This is a genomic window from Pantoea sp. GM01, from assembly GCF_000282675.1.
Taxonomy (GTDB): domain Bacteria; phylum Pseudomonadota; class Gammaproteobacteria; order Enterobacterales; family Enterobacteriaceae; genus Pantoea; species Pantoea nemavictus.
The window spans coordinates 1-16,440 of sequence record NZ_AKIU01000002.1 but is presented as its reverse complement, the minus strand read 5'-3'; the positions used below and the strand labels follow the sequence as shown (position 1 = coordinate 16,440).

The 16,440-nt window shown below is 59.3% G+C and carries 13 protein-coding genes; 9 read left to right on the top strand and 4 right to left on the bottom strand.

All coding sequences use genetic code 11. The annotated features are described in order from the left end of the window. Nucleotides 1-16: 16 nt before the first annotated feature. The gene (gene creA, locus PMI17_RS00325) at nt 17-490 is read right to left on the bottom strand and encodes a protein CreA (RefSeq protein ID WP_007884931.1); all 474 of its coding nucleotides are present in this window, start codon (nt 488-490) and stop codon (nt 17-19) included. Between the two features lie 194 nt (nt 491-684). Between creA and robA the strand changes: the two genes are divergently transcribed. Next, nucleotides 685-1,566 (top strand): MDR efflux pump AcrAB transcriptional activator RobA, encoded by an 882-nt coding sequence (gene robA / locus PMI17_RS00320; RefSeq protein WP_007884929.1) that lies wholly within the window; start codon nt 685-687, stop codon nt 1,564-1,566. A 40-nt stretch (nt 1,567-1,606) separates the two neighbouring features. Here the strand turns inward: robA and gpmB are convergent, their stop codons facing one another. Next, on the bottom strand, nt 1,607-2,254 hold the full coding sequence (gpmB, locus tag PMI17_RS00315) for a 2,3-diphosphoglycerate-dependent phosphoglycerate mutase GpmB (RefSeq protein ID WP_007884928.1): 648 nt from the start codon (nt 2,252-2,254) through the stop codon (nt 1,607-1,609). A 51-nt stretch (nt 2,255-2,305) separates the two neighbouring features. On the opposite strand from gpmB, the gene yjjX reads away from it, so the two are divergent. Further along, a complete protein-coding gene (gene yjjX, locus PMI17_RS00310; RefSeq protein WP_007884926.1) occupies nt 2,306-2,827 on the top strand; it encodes an inosine/xanthosine triphosphatase in 522 nt (173 codons plus the stop codon). On the opposite strand, the gene trpR is transcribed toward yjjX, so the two are convergent. Both trpR and sltY read right to left on the bottom strand, forming a co-directional pair. Further along, the gene (gene trpR / locus PMI17_RS00305; protein ID WP_007884925.1) at nt 2,824-3,147 is read right to left on the bottom strand and encodes a trp operon repressor; all 324 of its coding nucleotides are present in this window, start codon (nt 3,145-3,147) and stop codon (nt 2,824-2,826) included. The genes yjjX and trpR overlap by 4 nt on opposite strands. 44 nt (nt 3,148-3,191) lie before the next feature. Beyond that, nucleotides 3,192-5,111 carry a murein transglycosylase gene (gene sltY, locus PMI17_RS00300; RefSeq protein WP_007884923.1) on the bottom strand — a complete coding sequence of 640 codons (1,920 nt, stop codon included), beginning with the start codon at nt 5,109-5,111 and terminating at the stop codon, nt 3,192-3,194. 258 nt (nt 5,112-5,369) lie between these two features. Here sltY and atzF point away from each other — a divergent pair, with 258 nt between their 5' ends. The 7 genes from atzF (at nt 5,370) to urtD (ending at nt 16,392) form a co-directional block, all read left to right on the top strand. Then, nucleotides 5,370-7,166 (top strand): allophanate hydrolase, encoded by a 1,797-nt coding sequence (gene atzF, locus PMI17_RS00295; RefSeq protein WP_007884922.1) that lies wholly within the window; start codon nt 5,370-5,372, stop codon nt 7,164-7,166. 2 nt (nt 7,167-7,168) lie between these two features. Next, nucleotides 7,169-10,786, top strand: coding sequence for an urea carboxylase (gene uca, locus PMI17_RS00290; protein ID WP_007884921.1), 3,618 nt, complete (start codon nt 7,169-7,171; stop codon nt 10,784-10,786). A 9-nt stretch (nt 10,787-10,795) separates the two neighbouring features. Further along, nucleotides 10,796-11,494: a GntR family transcriptional regulator gene (locus PMI17_RS00285; RefSeq protein WP_007884920.1), complete on the top strand. Its 699-nt coding sequence runs from the start codon at nt 10,796-10,798 to the stop codon at nt 11,492-11,494. Between the two features lie 28 nt (nt 11,495-11,522). Next, entirely contained in the window at nt 11,523-12,791 is a 1,269-nt protein-coding gene (gene urtA / locus PMI17_RS00280; RefSeq protein ID WP_007884919.1) for an urea ABC transporter substrate-binding protein, read from the top strand. 175 nt (nt 12,792-12,966) lie between these two features. Next, on the top strand, nt 12,967-14,532 hold the full coding sequence (urtB, locus tag PMI17_RS00275) for an urea ABC transporter permease subunit UrtB (protein ID WP_007884913.1): 1,566 nt from the start codon (nt 12,967-12,969) through the stop codon (nt 14,530-14,532). After that, nucleotides 14,532-15,608, top strand: a complete 1,077-nt coding sequence (gene urtC, locus PMI17_RS00270; protein WP_007884911.1) for an urea ABC transporter permease subunit UrtC — start codon at nt 14,532-14,534, stop codon at nt 15,606-15,608. Before urtB ends, urtC begins: the two co-directional genes overlap by 1 nt. Then, nucleotides 15,601-16,392 (top strand): urea ABC transporter ATP-binding protein UrtD, encoded by a 792-nt coding sequence (gene urtD / locus PMI17_RS00265; protein ID WP_007884909.1) that lies wholly within the window; start codon nt 15,601-15,603, stop codon nt 16,390-16,392. The genes urtC and urtD overlap by 8 nt, the downstream gene beginning before the upstream one ends. Nucleotides 16,393-16,440: the final 48 nt, after the last annotated feature.

The window sequence follows — 16,440 nt, the reverse complement described above, 5'->3', positions numbered from 1 at the left end:
TTTTTTTATGCCTGTATTAATGCCACGGCATGATCGGCACGGCACTTAGCGCATTCTTCGGCGAGCCGTCTACCACCTTATCTGAGTAACTCAGATACACCAGCGCATGACGTTTCTGATCGAAGAAGCGCACCACCTGCAACTTCTTAAACACCAGTGAAGTGCGTTTTTTAAATACCACTTCGCCCTGCGACTTGCCTTGTGCGATTTTATCGCTAAGCTCTACCGGCCCAACCTGTTGACAGGAGATGGCTGAGTCGGACGTGTCTTCCGCCAAACCTAATCCCCCTTTGATACCACCGGTTTTTGCCCGGCTGATATAACAGGTTACATTTTTTACATCGGGGTCATCGAAGGCTTCGACCACGATCTTATGATCGGGGCCAAATATCTTGAACACCGTGTCAACTGAGCCGATCTCTTCAGCCTGAACGCCAGCGCTGAACACATAAGTTGCCAGCGTGATTATAAGAATACGAGCTATTGTCATTGAGTTACCATTGCCAATCGAATAGATGAGAATGTAATGTACTGTCAATTGAACACAGAACCAAACCTAAACGGGTTTTAACCCGCATTGACTTAGCACACTCGATTAGCAAACCGCCCCCACGCTTTTGTGCATTTCGTGCTATTATTCGACGACTTCATAGTTGCGCCACCAGAGAGTTATGAGGATGTTTTATGGACCAAGCCGGTATCATTCGCGATTTGCTTGTCTGGCTGGAGAGCCATCTGGACCAACCGCTTTCATTAGATAACGTTGCGCAGAAAGCAGGCTATTCCAAGTGGCACCTGCAGCGGATGTTCAAGGAAGTAACCAGCCACGCAATTGGCGCGTATATCCGCGCGCGTCGGCTGTCGAAAGCCGCGGTGGCGTTACGCCTGACCAGCCGCCCCATCCTTGACATCGCTCTACAATATCGTTTCGATTCACAGCAGACCTTTACCCGCGCGTTTAAAAAGCAGTTCAATCAAACGCCCGCCTGGTATCGTCGCTCATCGGAGTGGAACTCGTTCGGTATTCGCCCGCCGATTCGCCTGGACGATAGCAGCCTGCCGGAAGCGCAGTTTGTCACGCTGCCGGAAACGGTGTTGGTGGGCCAGACGCAGAGCTACTCCTGCACGCTGGAGCAAATTTCCAGCTACCGCGATGAGATGCGCATGCATTTCTGGAAACAGTTCCTGCTGGAAACCGACACGGTGCCGCCGGTGCTATACGGCCTGCATCAGGTGCGTGCCAGCCATGAAAAGGATGATGAGCAAGAGATTCTGTACACCACAGCGGTGCCCGCCGATCAGCTGGCGAAGAGTATGCAATCGAATCAAAGCGTGGTGGTTGAAGCCGGTGATTACGTGCAGTTTACTTACAACGGTGCACGCAGTGCGCTGGGTGAGTTCATCCTGCTGCTGTACGGAACCTGCATGCCAACGCTCGGTTTAGTGCGTCGTCAGGGACAGGATATCGAGCGTTTCTTCACCCACGGTGGCAAGAAACGTAGCGAGCCGCCAGCGGAAATCCGCTGCGAATACCTGATTCCGATTCGCCCGCAAACAAATCACTAAAAACAAAATGCCGTCATCATGACGGCATTTTTTATTTAGCTCAACGCTGCAATTCATCCAGCGCGGGGGCATCCAGATGCGAAACATCGCCCGCCGTTTCGACCACCCAACCAGCCGCCAGCCAGGCGCTTTGCTGATGATCCACACGCGAAATCGAGCAGTTGCGCAGACGCAAACGACGTTCTGCATGCGCAGGTAAGCCGAGAATGGTGCTGACCAGCACGCCAAGCGCCATGCCGTGGCTGACAATCAGCGGACGGCTGCCAGCTGGCAACGCCAGCAGCGCATTCAGCGCTTCGTGCATACGCGCCGCCATCTCCGCCATCGATTCGCCACCCGGAATACGGCCCGCTGTGGTGCCGTCCACCAGCGTTTTACGCCAGTTTTCCTCTTCTTCCGTCAAGCCATCGAGTGGACGTTGTTCCAGGCAGCCCATGTTGAGCTCACGCAGACGCGCGTCGAGCGTAACGGTGCAGCCACACGCGTCGGCGATGATCTCCGCCGTGCGACGTGTGCGTCCTAAATCGCTGGCAATCACGTGGGTAATGCCCAGCGATTTCACGCGCTCGCCAACCTGATGAGCCTGCTGCTCACCTTTTTCCGTTAACGGGCTGTCAGACTGCCCCTGAATGCGTCGCGCCGCATTCCATACCGTTTCACCGTGACGAACAAGATAGACCTGTAGCATGCTTAATTTCCGTTATACTGCGACAAATTTGCCTCGAGGGTTCAAACAATTATGTACCATGTTGTCGCAGCCACCATCAACCCGGCAAAAATTCGCGCGATTGCTCAGGCGTTCAACGACGTTTTCGGCGAAGGATCCTGCCACATTGAAGGGGTCGAGGTCGAGAGCGGCGTCGCAGCTCAGCCACTTAGCGATGTCGAAACGCGAACTGGCGCACGTCAACGCGTAGCGAACGCCCGTCAGGAGCGTCCACAGGCGGATTATTGGGTGGCGATTGAAGCGGGCATTGAAGGCGATTGCGCCTTTGCGTGGATGGTGATTGAAAATGCGCAGCAGCGCGGTGAATCGCGTTCGGCCAGCTTTACCCTGCCGCCGATCGTCGTAGCAGGCTTAGCCGCCGGACGTGAACTCGGTGACGAGATGGCACGCCTGACCGGCGTAGAGAATATCAAACACAAAGGTGGCGCGATTGGCGCCTTTACTCACGGCCTGCTAAGCCGCTCCAGCGTCTATCATCAGGCGTTGATTCTCGCGCTGTGTCCGTTTACGCATCCGCTTTACAATCAGCGTTAATCGCGTCCCAGACGCGCTTCCAGCCAGCGTTTCAGCTCTGGCGGCGCTTCTTTCAGGCTATTTGAACCGCGCGTTATCGTAGCGATACCCACGCCCAACTCATTCTTCAGTTCACGCTGGCTCATCTCACCGTTCATCAGCTCTTCGATAATGCGCAAACGCGTGCCGAAGGACTCACGTTCATCCGGCGTCATCATCAGCTGTAGCAACGGCAGCGCCACGCCATCGGCAAAGGCGTTTTGCATCAGTTCGATAAAACGCAGCCAGTTATCTTCAACAGGCTGAGCCGATTCCGGCTGGGAAGAAAGGGGTTGGCTCATGAAGGACTTCCGTACTCATTAACGAGTACGGAAGCATAGCACAGTCAATACTGGCGATTCCACTCACTGTCAGCGAGAATCTTATCCGGCTTGCCCATGAAGTAGCGATAATAGGCATCGTAGGCCAGCACGTTTTTCACGTAGCCACGCGTTTCTGAGAACGGAATGGTCTCGATAAACGCCACCGCATCCAGATTCCCCCCGCTGGTTTTCTGCCAGCTGCGCACGCGTCCCGGCCCTGCGTTGTAAGCCGCCGAGGCGAAGATGCGGTTCTGACCGAACTGCTGATAGACATACTCCAGATACTGGGTACCGATCTGAATATTGGTCTGCGGATCCAACAGCTGGCTGCTGTTCACATAGCCGGGAATGTTATACATCTTCACGGTATGCGTCGCCGTGCCGGGCATGACCTGCATCAAGCCGCTGGCGCCCACCGGTGAACGCGCCTTCGGATTCCACGCGCTCTCCTGACGTGAAATCGCCATCGCATAACTCGGTGGAATGCCTTTGTCGCTGGTGTATTGCTGATACAGATTTTGCCACGCCAATGGGAAGCGCTCTTTCAGGCTATCCCACATTTTCGCGGTAATGGTGGCCTGCACGCTGAGATCCCACCAATCCTGCTCGTTGGCATAACGCGCCAGCATCTGCTGCTGGGAATGGGTTTTACTGGAGATCAGATTGGCCCATTCGCTGCGCGCCAGGTTATCCAGACCCCAGTACATCAGCTCGCGCACGCGCGCCATCTCCGCGCCCTGCACCACGCTATTATCAGCTGCCGGCGCTTTATCAACCTGCAACGGATACTCCACGCCAAGACGTTGCGCCGCCACCATCGGATAGAAGCCGCGCGCCTGCATCAGCTTGCGCAGAATGTCGTTCGCTTCCTCTTTGCGGCCCTGCGAAATCAGCAAATCGGCCTGCCAGTATTGCCACTCATCTTTCTCTTTGGCTTCCACCGGCAAACGCGCGATCCAGGTATTCAGCCCGCGGCGATCGTTCTGGCTCAGCGCCAGACGAACACGGCGCTCCACCAGCGCGGTGGATTCGCTGTTCATCACTACCGCATCACGCCAGCGCGCCTGCTCGCTGGTGAGATCCGCGCCCATCATGCGCCATACCACCGTCTCTTTCAGATCCTGCTCATCGGCCTGGCTCATCTTCTGCGCCTGCACCAGTTGCGGAATCATCATGCGCGCGTTGTCCATATCCTCACGCGCCACGCGGGCGAAGGCATAGCTGGTCGCCATGCGGGTGAAATCAGTGGGGCCCATGCTGCTGGCAAAGGTAGTGACGGTTTGCGGATTCTGCTGCAGCGCAATCAGCGCGCTGGCGGTGGTTTGATAATCCGCCGGCAGCATTTTCGCCAGATAATTCACCAGGCTATCGTTACCGGCTTTCATCGCCAGACGGATACGCTCTAGAATGGTGATCGGCGAGAGCTGCCCGCTGGCTTGCCAGACCGAGAACAGCTTGTCACAGTCATTCGGCAACGCGGTGCCGCGCAGCCAAATTTCTTTGGCCCCGGCAAACGCCGCCTGCTGTTGCCCGGTGGCCCATTTGGCGTAATACCAGTTACAGCGCGCCTGCACCGGTTTCGGCTCATCCGGGCTGAAGCTGAGCACGCCTTGCCAGTCCTGACGATTGGCCAACACATTCACAAAGCGTGTTGAGAGCGAGCGCGCCGGTGGCAGCGTAGGATACTGTTGAATAAAATTCTTCACCGCCAGCGGCGTCTCTTGATCGAGATCCTGCGCCAGCAGCCGGTATTGCAGATACGGGTAGAGCGGGTAATCCTGCAGCGTCGGCATCAGCTGCGTCACCTGGTCCATCTGTTTGTTATCCCAGGCTTGCTTGATTTGCGCATAGCGCTGCCGCTGCTGATCCAGCGAATCGGCCCATGCGCTGCTGGCCGTGCTGACCAGACAGATCCCTAGCATCCAGTAACGCCACTTCTCCATTACGCTCTCCTCTCAGTGCTGCGATCCAGCTCATGCCAGACTTCCTTCATGCTAACCAAGCCAACCGTCTCTTGCCATGTTCTTCACAAAATTTACGCTCGCGCACCGCCATTGCACAGCGCTTGCGCCGCTGTTGTGCAATTTATCATCAGAAAAACGTATTACACATCAATTAACTACGCGCTTTCATTGGCTTACAAAAATGGCACGCACTTTGCTCTGTTGAATTCCATCTTGTATACCAGTTGGAATTCACTCATGGCATTGACCTTTGGCTTTACGCTCCAGGATTGGCAACGCAGTTACCAACAGGATCCACAGCAAATTACTTCCCTGCTGGCAGCACATCTCGACGCAATCGACGCGCAGGATAACGCCTGGCTTTATCTCGCCACACCCGCGCAGCTGCAGGCACAAATTGAGCCGCTGCTGGCGAGTTATCAGCGCAACCCGGCCGCGCTGCCGCTGTTTGGCGTGCCTTTTGCGGTTAAAGACAATATTGATGTCGCCGGCTGGCCGACCAGCGCCGCCTGCCCGGCCTTCACCTACACCGCCGCCGCCGATGCCTTTGTGGTGGCGCAGCTTAAAGCCGCAGGCGCGGTGGTGATTGGCAAAACCAACCTCGATCAATACGCCACTGGCTTAGTCGGCACGCGTTCGCCATTTGGCGCGGTGAGCAACACTTTCAATCCGGATTACGTCAGCGGCGGCTCCAGTTCCGGTTCCGCTTCGGTACTGGCGCGCGGACTGGTGGGCTTCTCACTCGGCACCGATACCGCCGGTTCGGGCCGCGTACCGGCCGGTTTCAACAATATCGTCGGCCTTAAGCCCACCAAAGGCTGGTTCTCCGCCAGCGGCGTGGTGCCGGCTTGCCGCCTGAACGACACCATCTCCGTGTTCGCATTAACGGTGGAAGATGCCTTTGCCGTGGCCTCGGCCGCAGGCGGTTATGATGCCGGCGATGCCTATTCGCGCAGCAATCCGCATACCGCGCCCGCCAGTTTCAAAGCGCAGCCCGATTTCGCCATTCCCGCTACGCCCGAATTCTTCGGCGACCAGCAGGCCGAAGCCGCGTGGCTGGCCGCGCTGGCGCAGTTACAAGCGGGCGGCGCGACGCTGCATCCTATCGATTTCTCCGTGTTCCACCAGCTGGCCGAGCAGCTCTATTACGGCCCGTGGGTCGCCGAGCGCACCGTGGCGGTGGGCGAGATGATCAATCGTCCGGAAGAGATGGATCCGGTGGTATTCGGGATTGTCAGTAGCGGCCTGAAATACAGCGCGGTCGAAGCCTATCAGGCGGAATACCTGCGTGCCGAGCTGACGCGGCAGATTCAGCAAACGCTGGCGCAGTTCGACGCGCTGGTGGTGCCCACCTCACCAACCATCCACACGCTGGCCGAAATGCAGCAGGAGCCGGTGCTCTACAACTCGCAGTTCGGCACTTACACCAACTTCACCAATCTTGCCGATCTCAGCGCGCTGGCGCTGCCGGCCCCCTTCCGCGCCGATGGTTTACCGGCGGGCATCACGCTGATTGCGCCCGCCTGGCAGGATCGTGCGCTGGCCGGTTTTGGTGTGCGCTGGCAGCAGCAGATGGCGCTGCCGCTCGGTGCCACCGGCAAAAAGCAGCCAGCGGAATCTGCCACCTTGCCGCTTTCTGCCGATCACGTACGCGTGGCGGTGGTAGGCGCGCATCTCACCGGTATGCCGCTCAACTTCCAGCTGACGACGCGTCAGGCGGTGCTGGTGGAAGAGACACAAACCGCCAGCAACTACCGCCTATTTGCTCTGCTCGATGGCCCAATTAAGAAGCCGGGCCTGCTGCGCGGTGAGAGCGGCGCGGCGATTACCGTCGAGCTGTGGGATATCCCGCTGGCACGCTTTGGCGAGTTCGTGGCGGAGATCCCCGCCCCGCTCGGCATTGGCTCGTTAACGCTGGCCGACGGCCGCAGCGTCAAAGGCTTTATCTGTGAACCGGCGGTGCTGTCGCAGGCGCTGGAAATTACCGAATTTGGCGGCTGGCGCAACTGGCTGGCTTCTCAGGGGAGTAAATAAGCATGTTCAGCACCGTTCTGATTGCTAACCGTGGCGAAATCGCCTGTCGCGCCATCCGCACCTTAAAACGCCTCGGCGTGAAAAGCGTCGCCGTCTATTCCGATGCCGATCGCAACGCGCGCCACGTCAAAGAAGCGGATGTGGCGATCGCGCTTGGCGGTGACAAAGCCAGCGACAGCTATCTGCGCATCGATAAAATACTCGCCGCCGCACAGGAAACCGGTGCCGAAGCCATCTGGCCGGGCTACGGTTTCCTCTCGGAAAGCCTGCCGTTCGCCGATGCCTGTGAAAAAGCCGGTATTGCCTTCGTCGGCCCCACCGCGCAGCAGATTGGCGAGTTTGGCCTGAAACACCGCGCGCGTGAATTAGCCGCCAGCGCTGGCGTGCCAATGACGCCGGGCACGCCGCTACTGAGTTCGCTGGACGAAGCCTTAAGCGCCGCCGACAGCATCGGTTATCCGGTGATGTTGAAAAGCACCGCCGGCGGCGGTGGCATTGGTCTGACGCGCTGCGCCGACGCCGACGCGCTGCGCAATGCGTGGGAGAGCGTGCGTCGTCTCGGCGAGCAGTTCTTCAGCGATGCGGGAGTGTTTTTAGAACGCTGCATCGACCGCGCACGCCACGTGGAAGTGCAGATTTTTGGCGACGGCAGCGGCAAAGTAATTGCCCTCGGCGAACGCGACTGCTCGCTGCAGCGCCGCAACCAGAAAGTGGTGGAAGAAACACCGGCACCTAATCTGCCGCAGGCAACGCGTGAAGCGCTGCTCTCTTCGGCGGTGCGCCTTGGCGAGCTGGTCAACTATCGCAGCGCTGGCACGGTGGAGTACATCTACGACGCCGAGCAGGATGCCTTCTACTTCCTCGAAGTGAACACCCGCCTGCAGGTGGAACATCCGGTCACCGAATGCGTCACCGGTCTCGATCTGGTTGAGTGCATGCTGCAAGTCGCGGCGGGCGATGCCATCGAATGGGCGCGTCTGCAGCAGGCGCCGCAAGGCGCCTCAATTGAAGTGCGCCTCTACGCTGAAGATCCGTTGAAAAACTTCCAGCCCAGCCCCGGCGTGCTGACCCACGTTGGCTTCCCGGACGATGTGCGCGTTGATGGTTGGATCGACACCGGCACCGAAGTTTCGGCGTTTTACGATCCGATGGTGGCCAAACTGATCGTGCATGCCGAGACGCGTGAAGCGGCGTTAACGAAAATGCAGCAGGCGCTCGACGCCACGCAGCTGCACGGCATCGCCAGCAACCTCGACTATCTGCGCCAGATCGTCGCCACCGAGGCGTTCCGCAGCGGCAAGGTGTGGACACGCTTCCTCGACAGCTTCACGCCATCCGCCAGCGTGATTGAAGTGCTGCAGCCCGGCACCTTCAGCAGCATTCAGGATTTTCCTGGCCGCCTTGGCTATTGGGATATCGGCGTGCCGCCATCCGGCCCGATGGACGATTTCGCCTTCCGCCTCGCCAACCGCATTGTCGGCAACCACGACAGCGCCGCGGGCCTCGAATTTACCTTGCAAGGCCCGACGCTGCGCTTCCATAGCGATGCGGTGATCGCCCTGACCGGCGCCGATTGTGCGGCCGATGTCGATGGCGAAAGCATCGCCTACTGGCAGCCCGTCAGCGTTAAAGCAGGGCAAACCCTGACGTTAGGCCGCGCGCAAAGCGGCTGCCGCACCTATTTAGCGGTGCGCAACGGCTTTGACGTGCCGGAGTATCTCGGCAGCCGCTCAACCTTCTCGCTCGGCCAGTTTGGCGGCCACGCCGGACGCACCTTGCGCGTCGCCGATATGCTGCCGATCTCCCAGCCGCAGCTGGCGGCCTGTACCACGCCCGCGCCGGTCAGCGCACCGCAGGCGCTCGATCATGCATTGGTGCCGCACTACGGCAACGAATGGCGCATCGGCGTGCTGTACGGACCGCACGGCGCACCGGATTTCTTCACTCAGGCGGCAATTGATGAGTTCTTCGCCAGCGACTGGCAGGTGCACTACAACTCCAACCGCCTCGGTGTGCGCCTGGTTGGTCCGAAACCGACATGGACGCGCGCCAACGGCGGCGAAGCCGGTCTGCATCCGTCCAACGTGCATGACTGCGAATACGCCATTGGCGCGGTGAACTTCACCGGCGACTTCCCGGTGATCCTGACGCATGACGGCCCAAGCCTCGGCGGCTTCGTCTGTCCGGTGACCATCGCCAAAGCCGAGCTGTGGAAAGTCGGCCAGGTGAAACCGGGTGACCGCATTCGCTTCCATCCGATTAGCGCTGACGAAGCGGTGGCGCTGGAAAAAGCCCAGGCGCACAGCGTGGCCACCCTGCGCAGTGCCCATGCACCGGCTTTTGCGGTGCCCTCTTTAGCGGCCAGCGCTATCGGTTCCGCCACCCTGCTGGCGGCGTTACCGGCCACGGCGACCACGCCAGCGGCGGTGTATCGCCAGGCGGGCGATAAATATGTGCTGATTGAGTACGGCGATAACGTGCTGGATCTGGCGCTGCGTCTGCGCGTGCATCTGCTGATGAATGCGCTGCGTGAACGCGCGGTGCCGGGCGTGGAAGAGCTGTCGCCCGGCGTGCGCTCTCTGCAGGTACGTTACGACAGCCTGATCCTCAGCCAGAAACAGCTGATGCAGTTACTGCTGGAGCTGGAGAGCGGATTGGGCGATGTCAGCCAGCTGAAAGTGCCGTCACGCATTGTCTGGCTGCCGATGGCGTTCGAAGACAGCGCGACGCTCGGCGCGGTGGAGCGCTACAAAGAAACCGTGCGCGCCAGCGCGCCGTGGCTGCCGAACAACGTCGATTTTATCCAGCGTATTAATGGCTTAGCCAGCCGTGAAGCGGTACGCGACACGATTTTTGATGCCAGCTATCTGATTCTCGGCCTCGGCGACGTCTATCTCGGCGCGCCGTGCGCAGTACCGATCGATCCACGCCATCGCCTGCTGAGCTCCAAATACAGCCCGGCGCGCACCTTCACCGCCGAAGGCACCGTTGGCATTGGCGGCATGTACATGTGCATCTACGGCATGGACTCGCCGGGCGGCTATCAGCTGGTGGGCCGCACCCTGCCGATCTGGAACAAGTTCCTCAAAAACCCTCAGTTCGCCGCTGACGAGCCGTGGCTGCTGCACTTCTTCGATCAGGTGCGCTTCTATCCGGTCACCGAAGACGAACTGACGCAGCTGCGCGATGACTTCCGCGAAGGCCGTGCCACGGTGCGCATTGAAGAGACGGTATTCGATTTCGCCGCGCATCAGCAGTTCCTGGCCGATCACGCCGCGTCGATCGGCGAATTCCGTCAGCGCCAGTCGGCCGCCTTCGAACAGGAAGTGACGCTGTGGGCGCAGGAAGAGCAGAACGCGCCACTCACCAGTGATGAGACGCTGGAGGTGGCGGAAGCCGACGATGATGCGCTGGCGGTGTGCGCCGATATGAACGGCAACATCTGGAAAGTGCTGGTACAGCCGGGCGACGTGGTGGAAGCCGGTCAAACGCTGATCATCGTGGAAGCGATGAAAATGGAACTGGCGATTGTCGCGCCGCAGGCAGGCCAGGTGAAACGCATTGCCTGCCAGGCAGGACGTCCGGTGAGTCCGGGCGATGCCCTGCTGTGGCTGGAATAAGGAGACGGCATGAACACGAGCCCGCGCAGCAAAGGCCGCCCTGAGGCATTGGCCGAGAAGGTCTATCAGGCGCTGAAACAGGACATTTTTGAGTTCCGTCTGATGCCGGGCGACCGTTTCAGCGAGAACGAAATCGCCGATCGGCTGGAAGTCAGCCGCACGCCGGTGCGTCAGGCGCTGTTCTGGCTGGAGCGCGAGGGCTACGTCGAAGTGTGGTTCCGCAGCGGCTGGCAGGTGAAGCCGTTTGACTTCGAATATTTCGAAGAGCTGTACGACTTCCGCACCGTGCTCGAGTGCGAAGCGGTGCGCCGCTTGTGCGCCCTGCCCGCCGTGCAGTGTGCGCAAACCCTGACGGCACAGAAAAGCTTCTGGATCGATGCGCTACCGCTGGCCGATGGCAAAGCGGTCTCCGCGCAGGATGAAGCTTTTCACATGGCGCTGGTGGCGGCCGCTGGCAATCAGGAGATGGCGCGTATCCACGCCGAACTGACCGAAAAGATTCGCATCATTCGCCGTCTCGATTTCACGCGCGACGACCGAATGGAGGCGACATACCGAGAGCATGCCCAGATTTTACGGGCGATTTTCCAGCAACAGACCGAGGAGGCGCAGCGCATTTTAACCGACCACATCGCCGTCAGTAAGGCAGAGGTCAGAAAGATTACATTGCATATGTTACAGCAGGCTCGACTTCAACCCATTGAATAACAATACAAACACAGTTAGGGGTTTACTGATGAAAAGACGTTCGTTGCTCAAGGCTTTCGCGCTCTCTGCCTCTGTTGCCAGCATGGGTTTTGCCTTCGCGGCACAGGCTGCTGACACCATCAAGGTGGGTATTATGTCCTCGCTCTCCGGCACCATGGCGATCTCCGAAACGCCGCTGAAGGATGTGGCGCTGATGACTATCGATGAGATTAACGCCAAAGGCGGCGTGCTGGGCAAAAAGCTGGAACCGGTGGTGGTGGATCCCGCCTCCAACTGGCCGCTGTTCGCCGAAAAAGCGCGTCAGTTGCTGACGCAGGATAAAGTGGCGGCGGTGTTTGGCTGCTGGACCTCGGTATCGCGCAAATCGGTGCTGCCGGTGTTTGAAGAGCTAAACGGCCTGCTGTTCTATCCGGTGCAGTACGAAGGCGAAGAGATGTCGCCGAACGTGTTTTACACCGGTGCTGCGCCTAACCAGCAGGCGATTCCGGCGGTGGAGTACCTGATGAGTGAAGATGGCGGTAGCGCTAAACGCTTCTTCCTGCTGGGCACTGATTACGTTTATCCCCGCACCACCAACAAGATTCTGCGCGCCTTCCTGCACAGTAAAGGGGTGCAGGATAAAGACATCGAAGAGGTCTACACGCCGTTTGGTTACAGCGATTATCAGACCATCGTTTCCAACATTAAGAAGTTCTCTGCCGGGGGCAAAACCGCGGTGATCTCCACCATCAACGGCGACTCCAACGTGCCGTTCTACAAAGAGCTGGCGAATCAGGGCATCAAAGCCACCGATATTCCGGTGATCGCCTTCTCGGTGGGTGAAGAGGAGCTGCGCGGTATTGATACCAAACCGCTGGTTGGTCAGTTAGCGGCGTGGAACTACTTTGAGTCGGTGGATAACCCCACCAACGCCCAATTTGTGAAGGATTATCGCGCTTACGCGAAAGCGCATAACCTGCCGAACGCCGACACCGTGGTAACCAACGATCCGATGGAAGCGACCTACGTTGGCCTGCACATGTGGGCGCAGGCGGTGGAGAAAGCCGGCACCACTGATGTAGACAAAGTGCGCGCGGCGATGGCGGGCCAGACCTTCAAAGCCCCGGACGGTTTTACGCTGACCATGGATAAAACCAACCACCATCTACACAAGCCAGTGATGATTGGCGAAGTGGAAGAGAACGGTCAGTTCAACGTGGTGTGGCAGACCGAGCAACCGGTGCGCGCCCAGCCGTGGAGCCCGTACATCGCGGGTAACGACAAGAAGCCCGACCATCCGGTGAAATCAACGCAGTAATTGAGTGCTCGCTGTCCCCCATCCCGGCCTTCCCCCGTAAACGGGGGAAGGAGACGCTGCCACATGTAATTCCTTAACCAACATATGGCAGCGTCATCCTCTCCCATTTATGGGGGAGGACCGAGGAGGGGGACAGCAACATCAATCTCAAACTACCTCCTTCAGGGCCAGAACCATGACAATTCGCCGTTATCTCTGCTGTCTGCTGTTACTGCTGCCCTGGCTCGCCCAGGCGGGCGATGGCGCAGACTTCGCGGCCGCCAGCCGCACCCAACAAGCCACGCTGCTGCAACAGTGGGCCGCCGCGCCGCAGGCTAGCCGCTTGCCGCTGCTGCAGGCGCTGCGCAATGAAACCGTGGTCATCGACCAGAAACAGCAGCCGTTCAGCAAACAGGGCGATACGTTGCAGCCGCTCGATAGCGCGCAACAGCCCGCTGGAGACAGCAAAAAACTGTTTATGAATAACCGGCTGCGCGTATTGGTCGCCAGCGCCCTCGCCGCTCATCAGCTGGTGAGCGACGATGCGACGATCCGCTTACGTGCCGCGCAACAACTGCAAAACGATGGCGTAGCCGATATGTTGCCGCTGCTTGAGCAGCGCCTCGCCAGCGAAAAAGATGCACAGGTCCACACCGTGCTGCTGATGGCCGCCGCTAACCTGCAACTCGCCAGCCCGGATGCGGCGCTGCGCCTTAAAGCCGTGACGCTGCTCGGCGAATCCAGCGATCCCAACATGCAGGCCAGCCTGACTCGCCTAACCCAGGCCAGTAATGAGCCCGATGCTAAAGTCCGTGAAGCCGCCGCCACCAGCCTGAAGCAGATTAAACAGCGCCTGATGTGGGGCGATCTGATCGGACAGGCGTTTACTGGCCTGTCGCTCGGTTCGATTTTGCTGCTGGCGGCACTCGGTCTGGCGATCACTTACGGCCTGCTGGGTGTGATCAACATGGCGCACGGCGAAATGCTGATGCTCGGCGCCTACGCTACCTGGTTTGTGCAGAGCCTATTCCAGCAGTTCGCGCCGCAGTGGCTCGCCTGGTATCCGCTGCTGGCGCTGCCGGTGGCATTTCTGGTGACCGCCTGCATGGGCATGCTGCTGGAGCGCACCATTATCCGCCATCTCTACGGACGTCCGCTGGAAACCCTGCTCGCGACGTGGGGCATCAGCCTGATGCTGATTCAGCTGGTGCGTATGCTGTTTGGCGCGCAGAACCTGGAAGTGGCCAACCCGAGCTGGCTCTCTGGCGGTCTGCAGCTGCTGCCTAATCTGGTGCTGCCGTACAACCGTATCGCGGTGATCCTGTTCGTGTTTGCCGTGCTGAGTCTCACCTGGCTGCTGCTGAATAAAACTCGCCTTGGTCTCAGCGTGCGTGCCGTGACGCAGAACCGCGCCATGGCTGATTGCTGCGGCGTACCCACCGGACGCATCGATATGCTGGCCTTTGGCCTCGGTTCTGGCATTGCCGGACTCGGCGGCGTGGCGCTGTCGCAGTTGGGCAACGTCGGGCCGGAGCTGGGTCAGGGCTACATCATCGACTCCTTCCTCGTGGTGGTGCTGGGCGGCGTCGGCCAGCTGGCGGGCACCGTCGTGGCGGCGTTTGGCCTCGGCATTCTTAACAAAGTGCTGGAACCGCAGATAGGCGCAGTGTTGGGCAAAATCCTCATCCTCGTGCTGATCGTGCTGTTTATCCAGAAACGTCCGCAGGGCCTGTTTGCCTTTAAAGGGAGGGTGATTGACTGATGAGCCAGCCAATGACGTTAACCATCGCGCGTAAGGCGCCGCGCCTGACCCTCAGCCTTGGTGTAGTGATCACCGCGCTGCTGCTGGTGCTGCCATTCTGCGCCCTGCTGCCTGCCACCCATCCGCTGGCGATCTCCACCTACACGCTGACGCTGGTCGGCAAAATCCTCTGTTACGCCATCGTCGCGGTAGCGCTCGATCTGGTGTGGGGCTACGCCGGTTTGCTGTCACTCGGTCACGGCCTGTTCTTCGCGCTCGGCGGCTATGCGATGGGCATGTATTTAATGCGCCAGGCCTCCGGCGACGGCCTGCCGGCGTTTATGTCATTCCTTTCGTGGAGCGAGCTGCCGTGGTTCTGGGCGGGCACGCAGCATTTTGCCTGGGCGCTGTGCCTGATCGTGCTGGTGCCGGGCCTGCTGGCGTTGGTGTTCGGCTTCTTCGCCTTTCGCTCAAAAATCAAAGGCGTCTACTTCTCGATCATGACGCAGGCGCTGACCTACGCCGGCATGCTGCTGTTTTTCCGCAACGAAACCGGCTTCGGCGGTAACAACGGGTTTACCGGCTTCACCACGCTGCTTGGCTTTAACGTCACCGCGACCGGCACGCGCATCGGGCTGTTCGTTGCCACGGTGCTGCTGTTGCTGGTGAGTCTCGGCATCGGCTTCGCGCTGGCGCGCAGCAAATTCGGCCGCGTGCTGACGGCGGTGCGCGATGCGGAAAACCGCCTGATGTTTGTCGGCTACGATCCCAAAGGCTTCAAGCTGTTTGTCTGGACGCTCTCGGCGGTGCTGTGCGGGCTGGCGGGCGCGCTATATGTGCCGCAGGTCGGCATTATCAACCCGAGTGAAATGTCGCCGACCAATTCGATTGAAGCCGCAATCTGGGTGGCGTTAGGCGGACGCGGCACTTTGATTGGACCGCTACTGGGCGCGGCGATCGTTAACGGCGCCAAGAGCTGGTTTACCGTCGCCTTCCCGGAATATTGGCTGTTCTTCCTCGGCCTGATGTTTATCCTGGTCACGCTGTTCCTGCCGCGTGGCGTGATTGGCCTGCTGCGCCGGAGGCGTGATGACTGAACACCTGTTTACCCAACCTCATCCTTCAGATCGCCATCGTGAACAGACCGATCCGGTATTGCAACTGGAGAAGATCAACGTGTCATTCGACGGTTTCCGTGCGCTAACCGATCTCTCACTGCAGATCGGCGTCGGCGAACTGCGCTGCGTGATCGGCCCCAACGGCGCGGGTAAAACCACGCTGATGGATGTGATCACCGGTAAAACCCGACCGGATAATGGCCAGGTGATCTACGACCAGGATACCGATCTCAGCAAAATGTCGCCGGTAGAGATCGCGCGCGCTGGGATCGGACGCAAGTTCCAGAAACCCACGGTATTTGAAGCGCTCACGGTGTTCGAGAATCTGGAAATCGCGCTGAAAAATGACAAATCGGTGTGGGCCAGCCTGCGCGCCCGGCTGAACGGCGAGCAGCAGGATCGCATTGATGAGGTGCTGAAGCTGCTACGACTCGGCGGCGAACGTCAGCGCCAGGCCGGTTTGCTGTCGCACGGCCAGAAGCAGTTTCTGGAAATCGGCATGCTGCTGGTGCAGGACCCGCATCTGCTGCTGCTGGATGAACCGGCGGCGGGCATGACCGACGCCGAAACCGAGTACACCGCCGAGCTGTTCCGCAGTCTCGCCGGCAAGCATTCGCTGATGGTGGTTGAGCACGACATGGGCTTTGTTGAAACCATTGCCGATCACGTGACCGTGCTGCATCAGGGCCAGGTGTTGGCCGAGGGATCGTTACGCGAAGTGCAGGCGGACGATCGGGTTATCGACGTTTATCTGGGGCGCTAACATGCTGCAAGTCGCGGAACTGAATCAATATTACGGCGGCAGCCACAT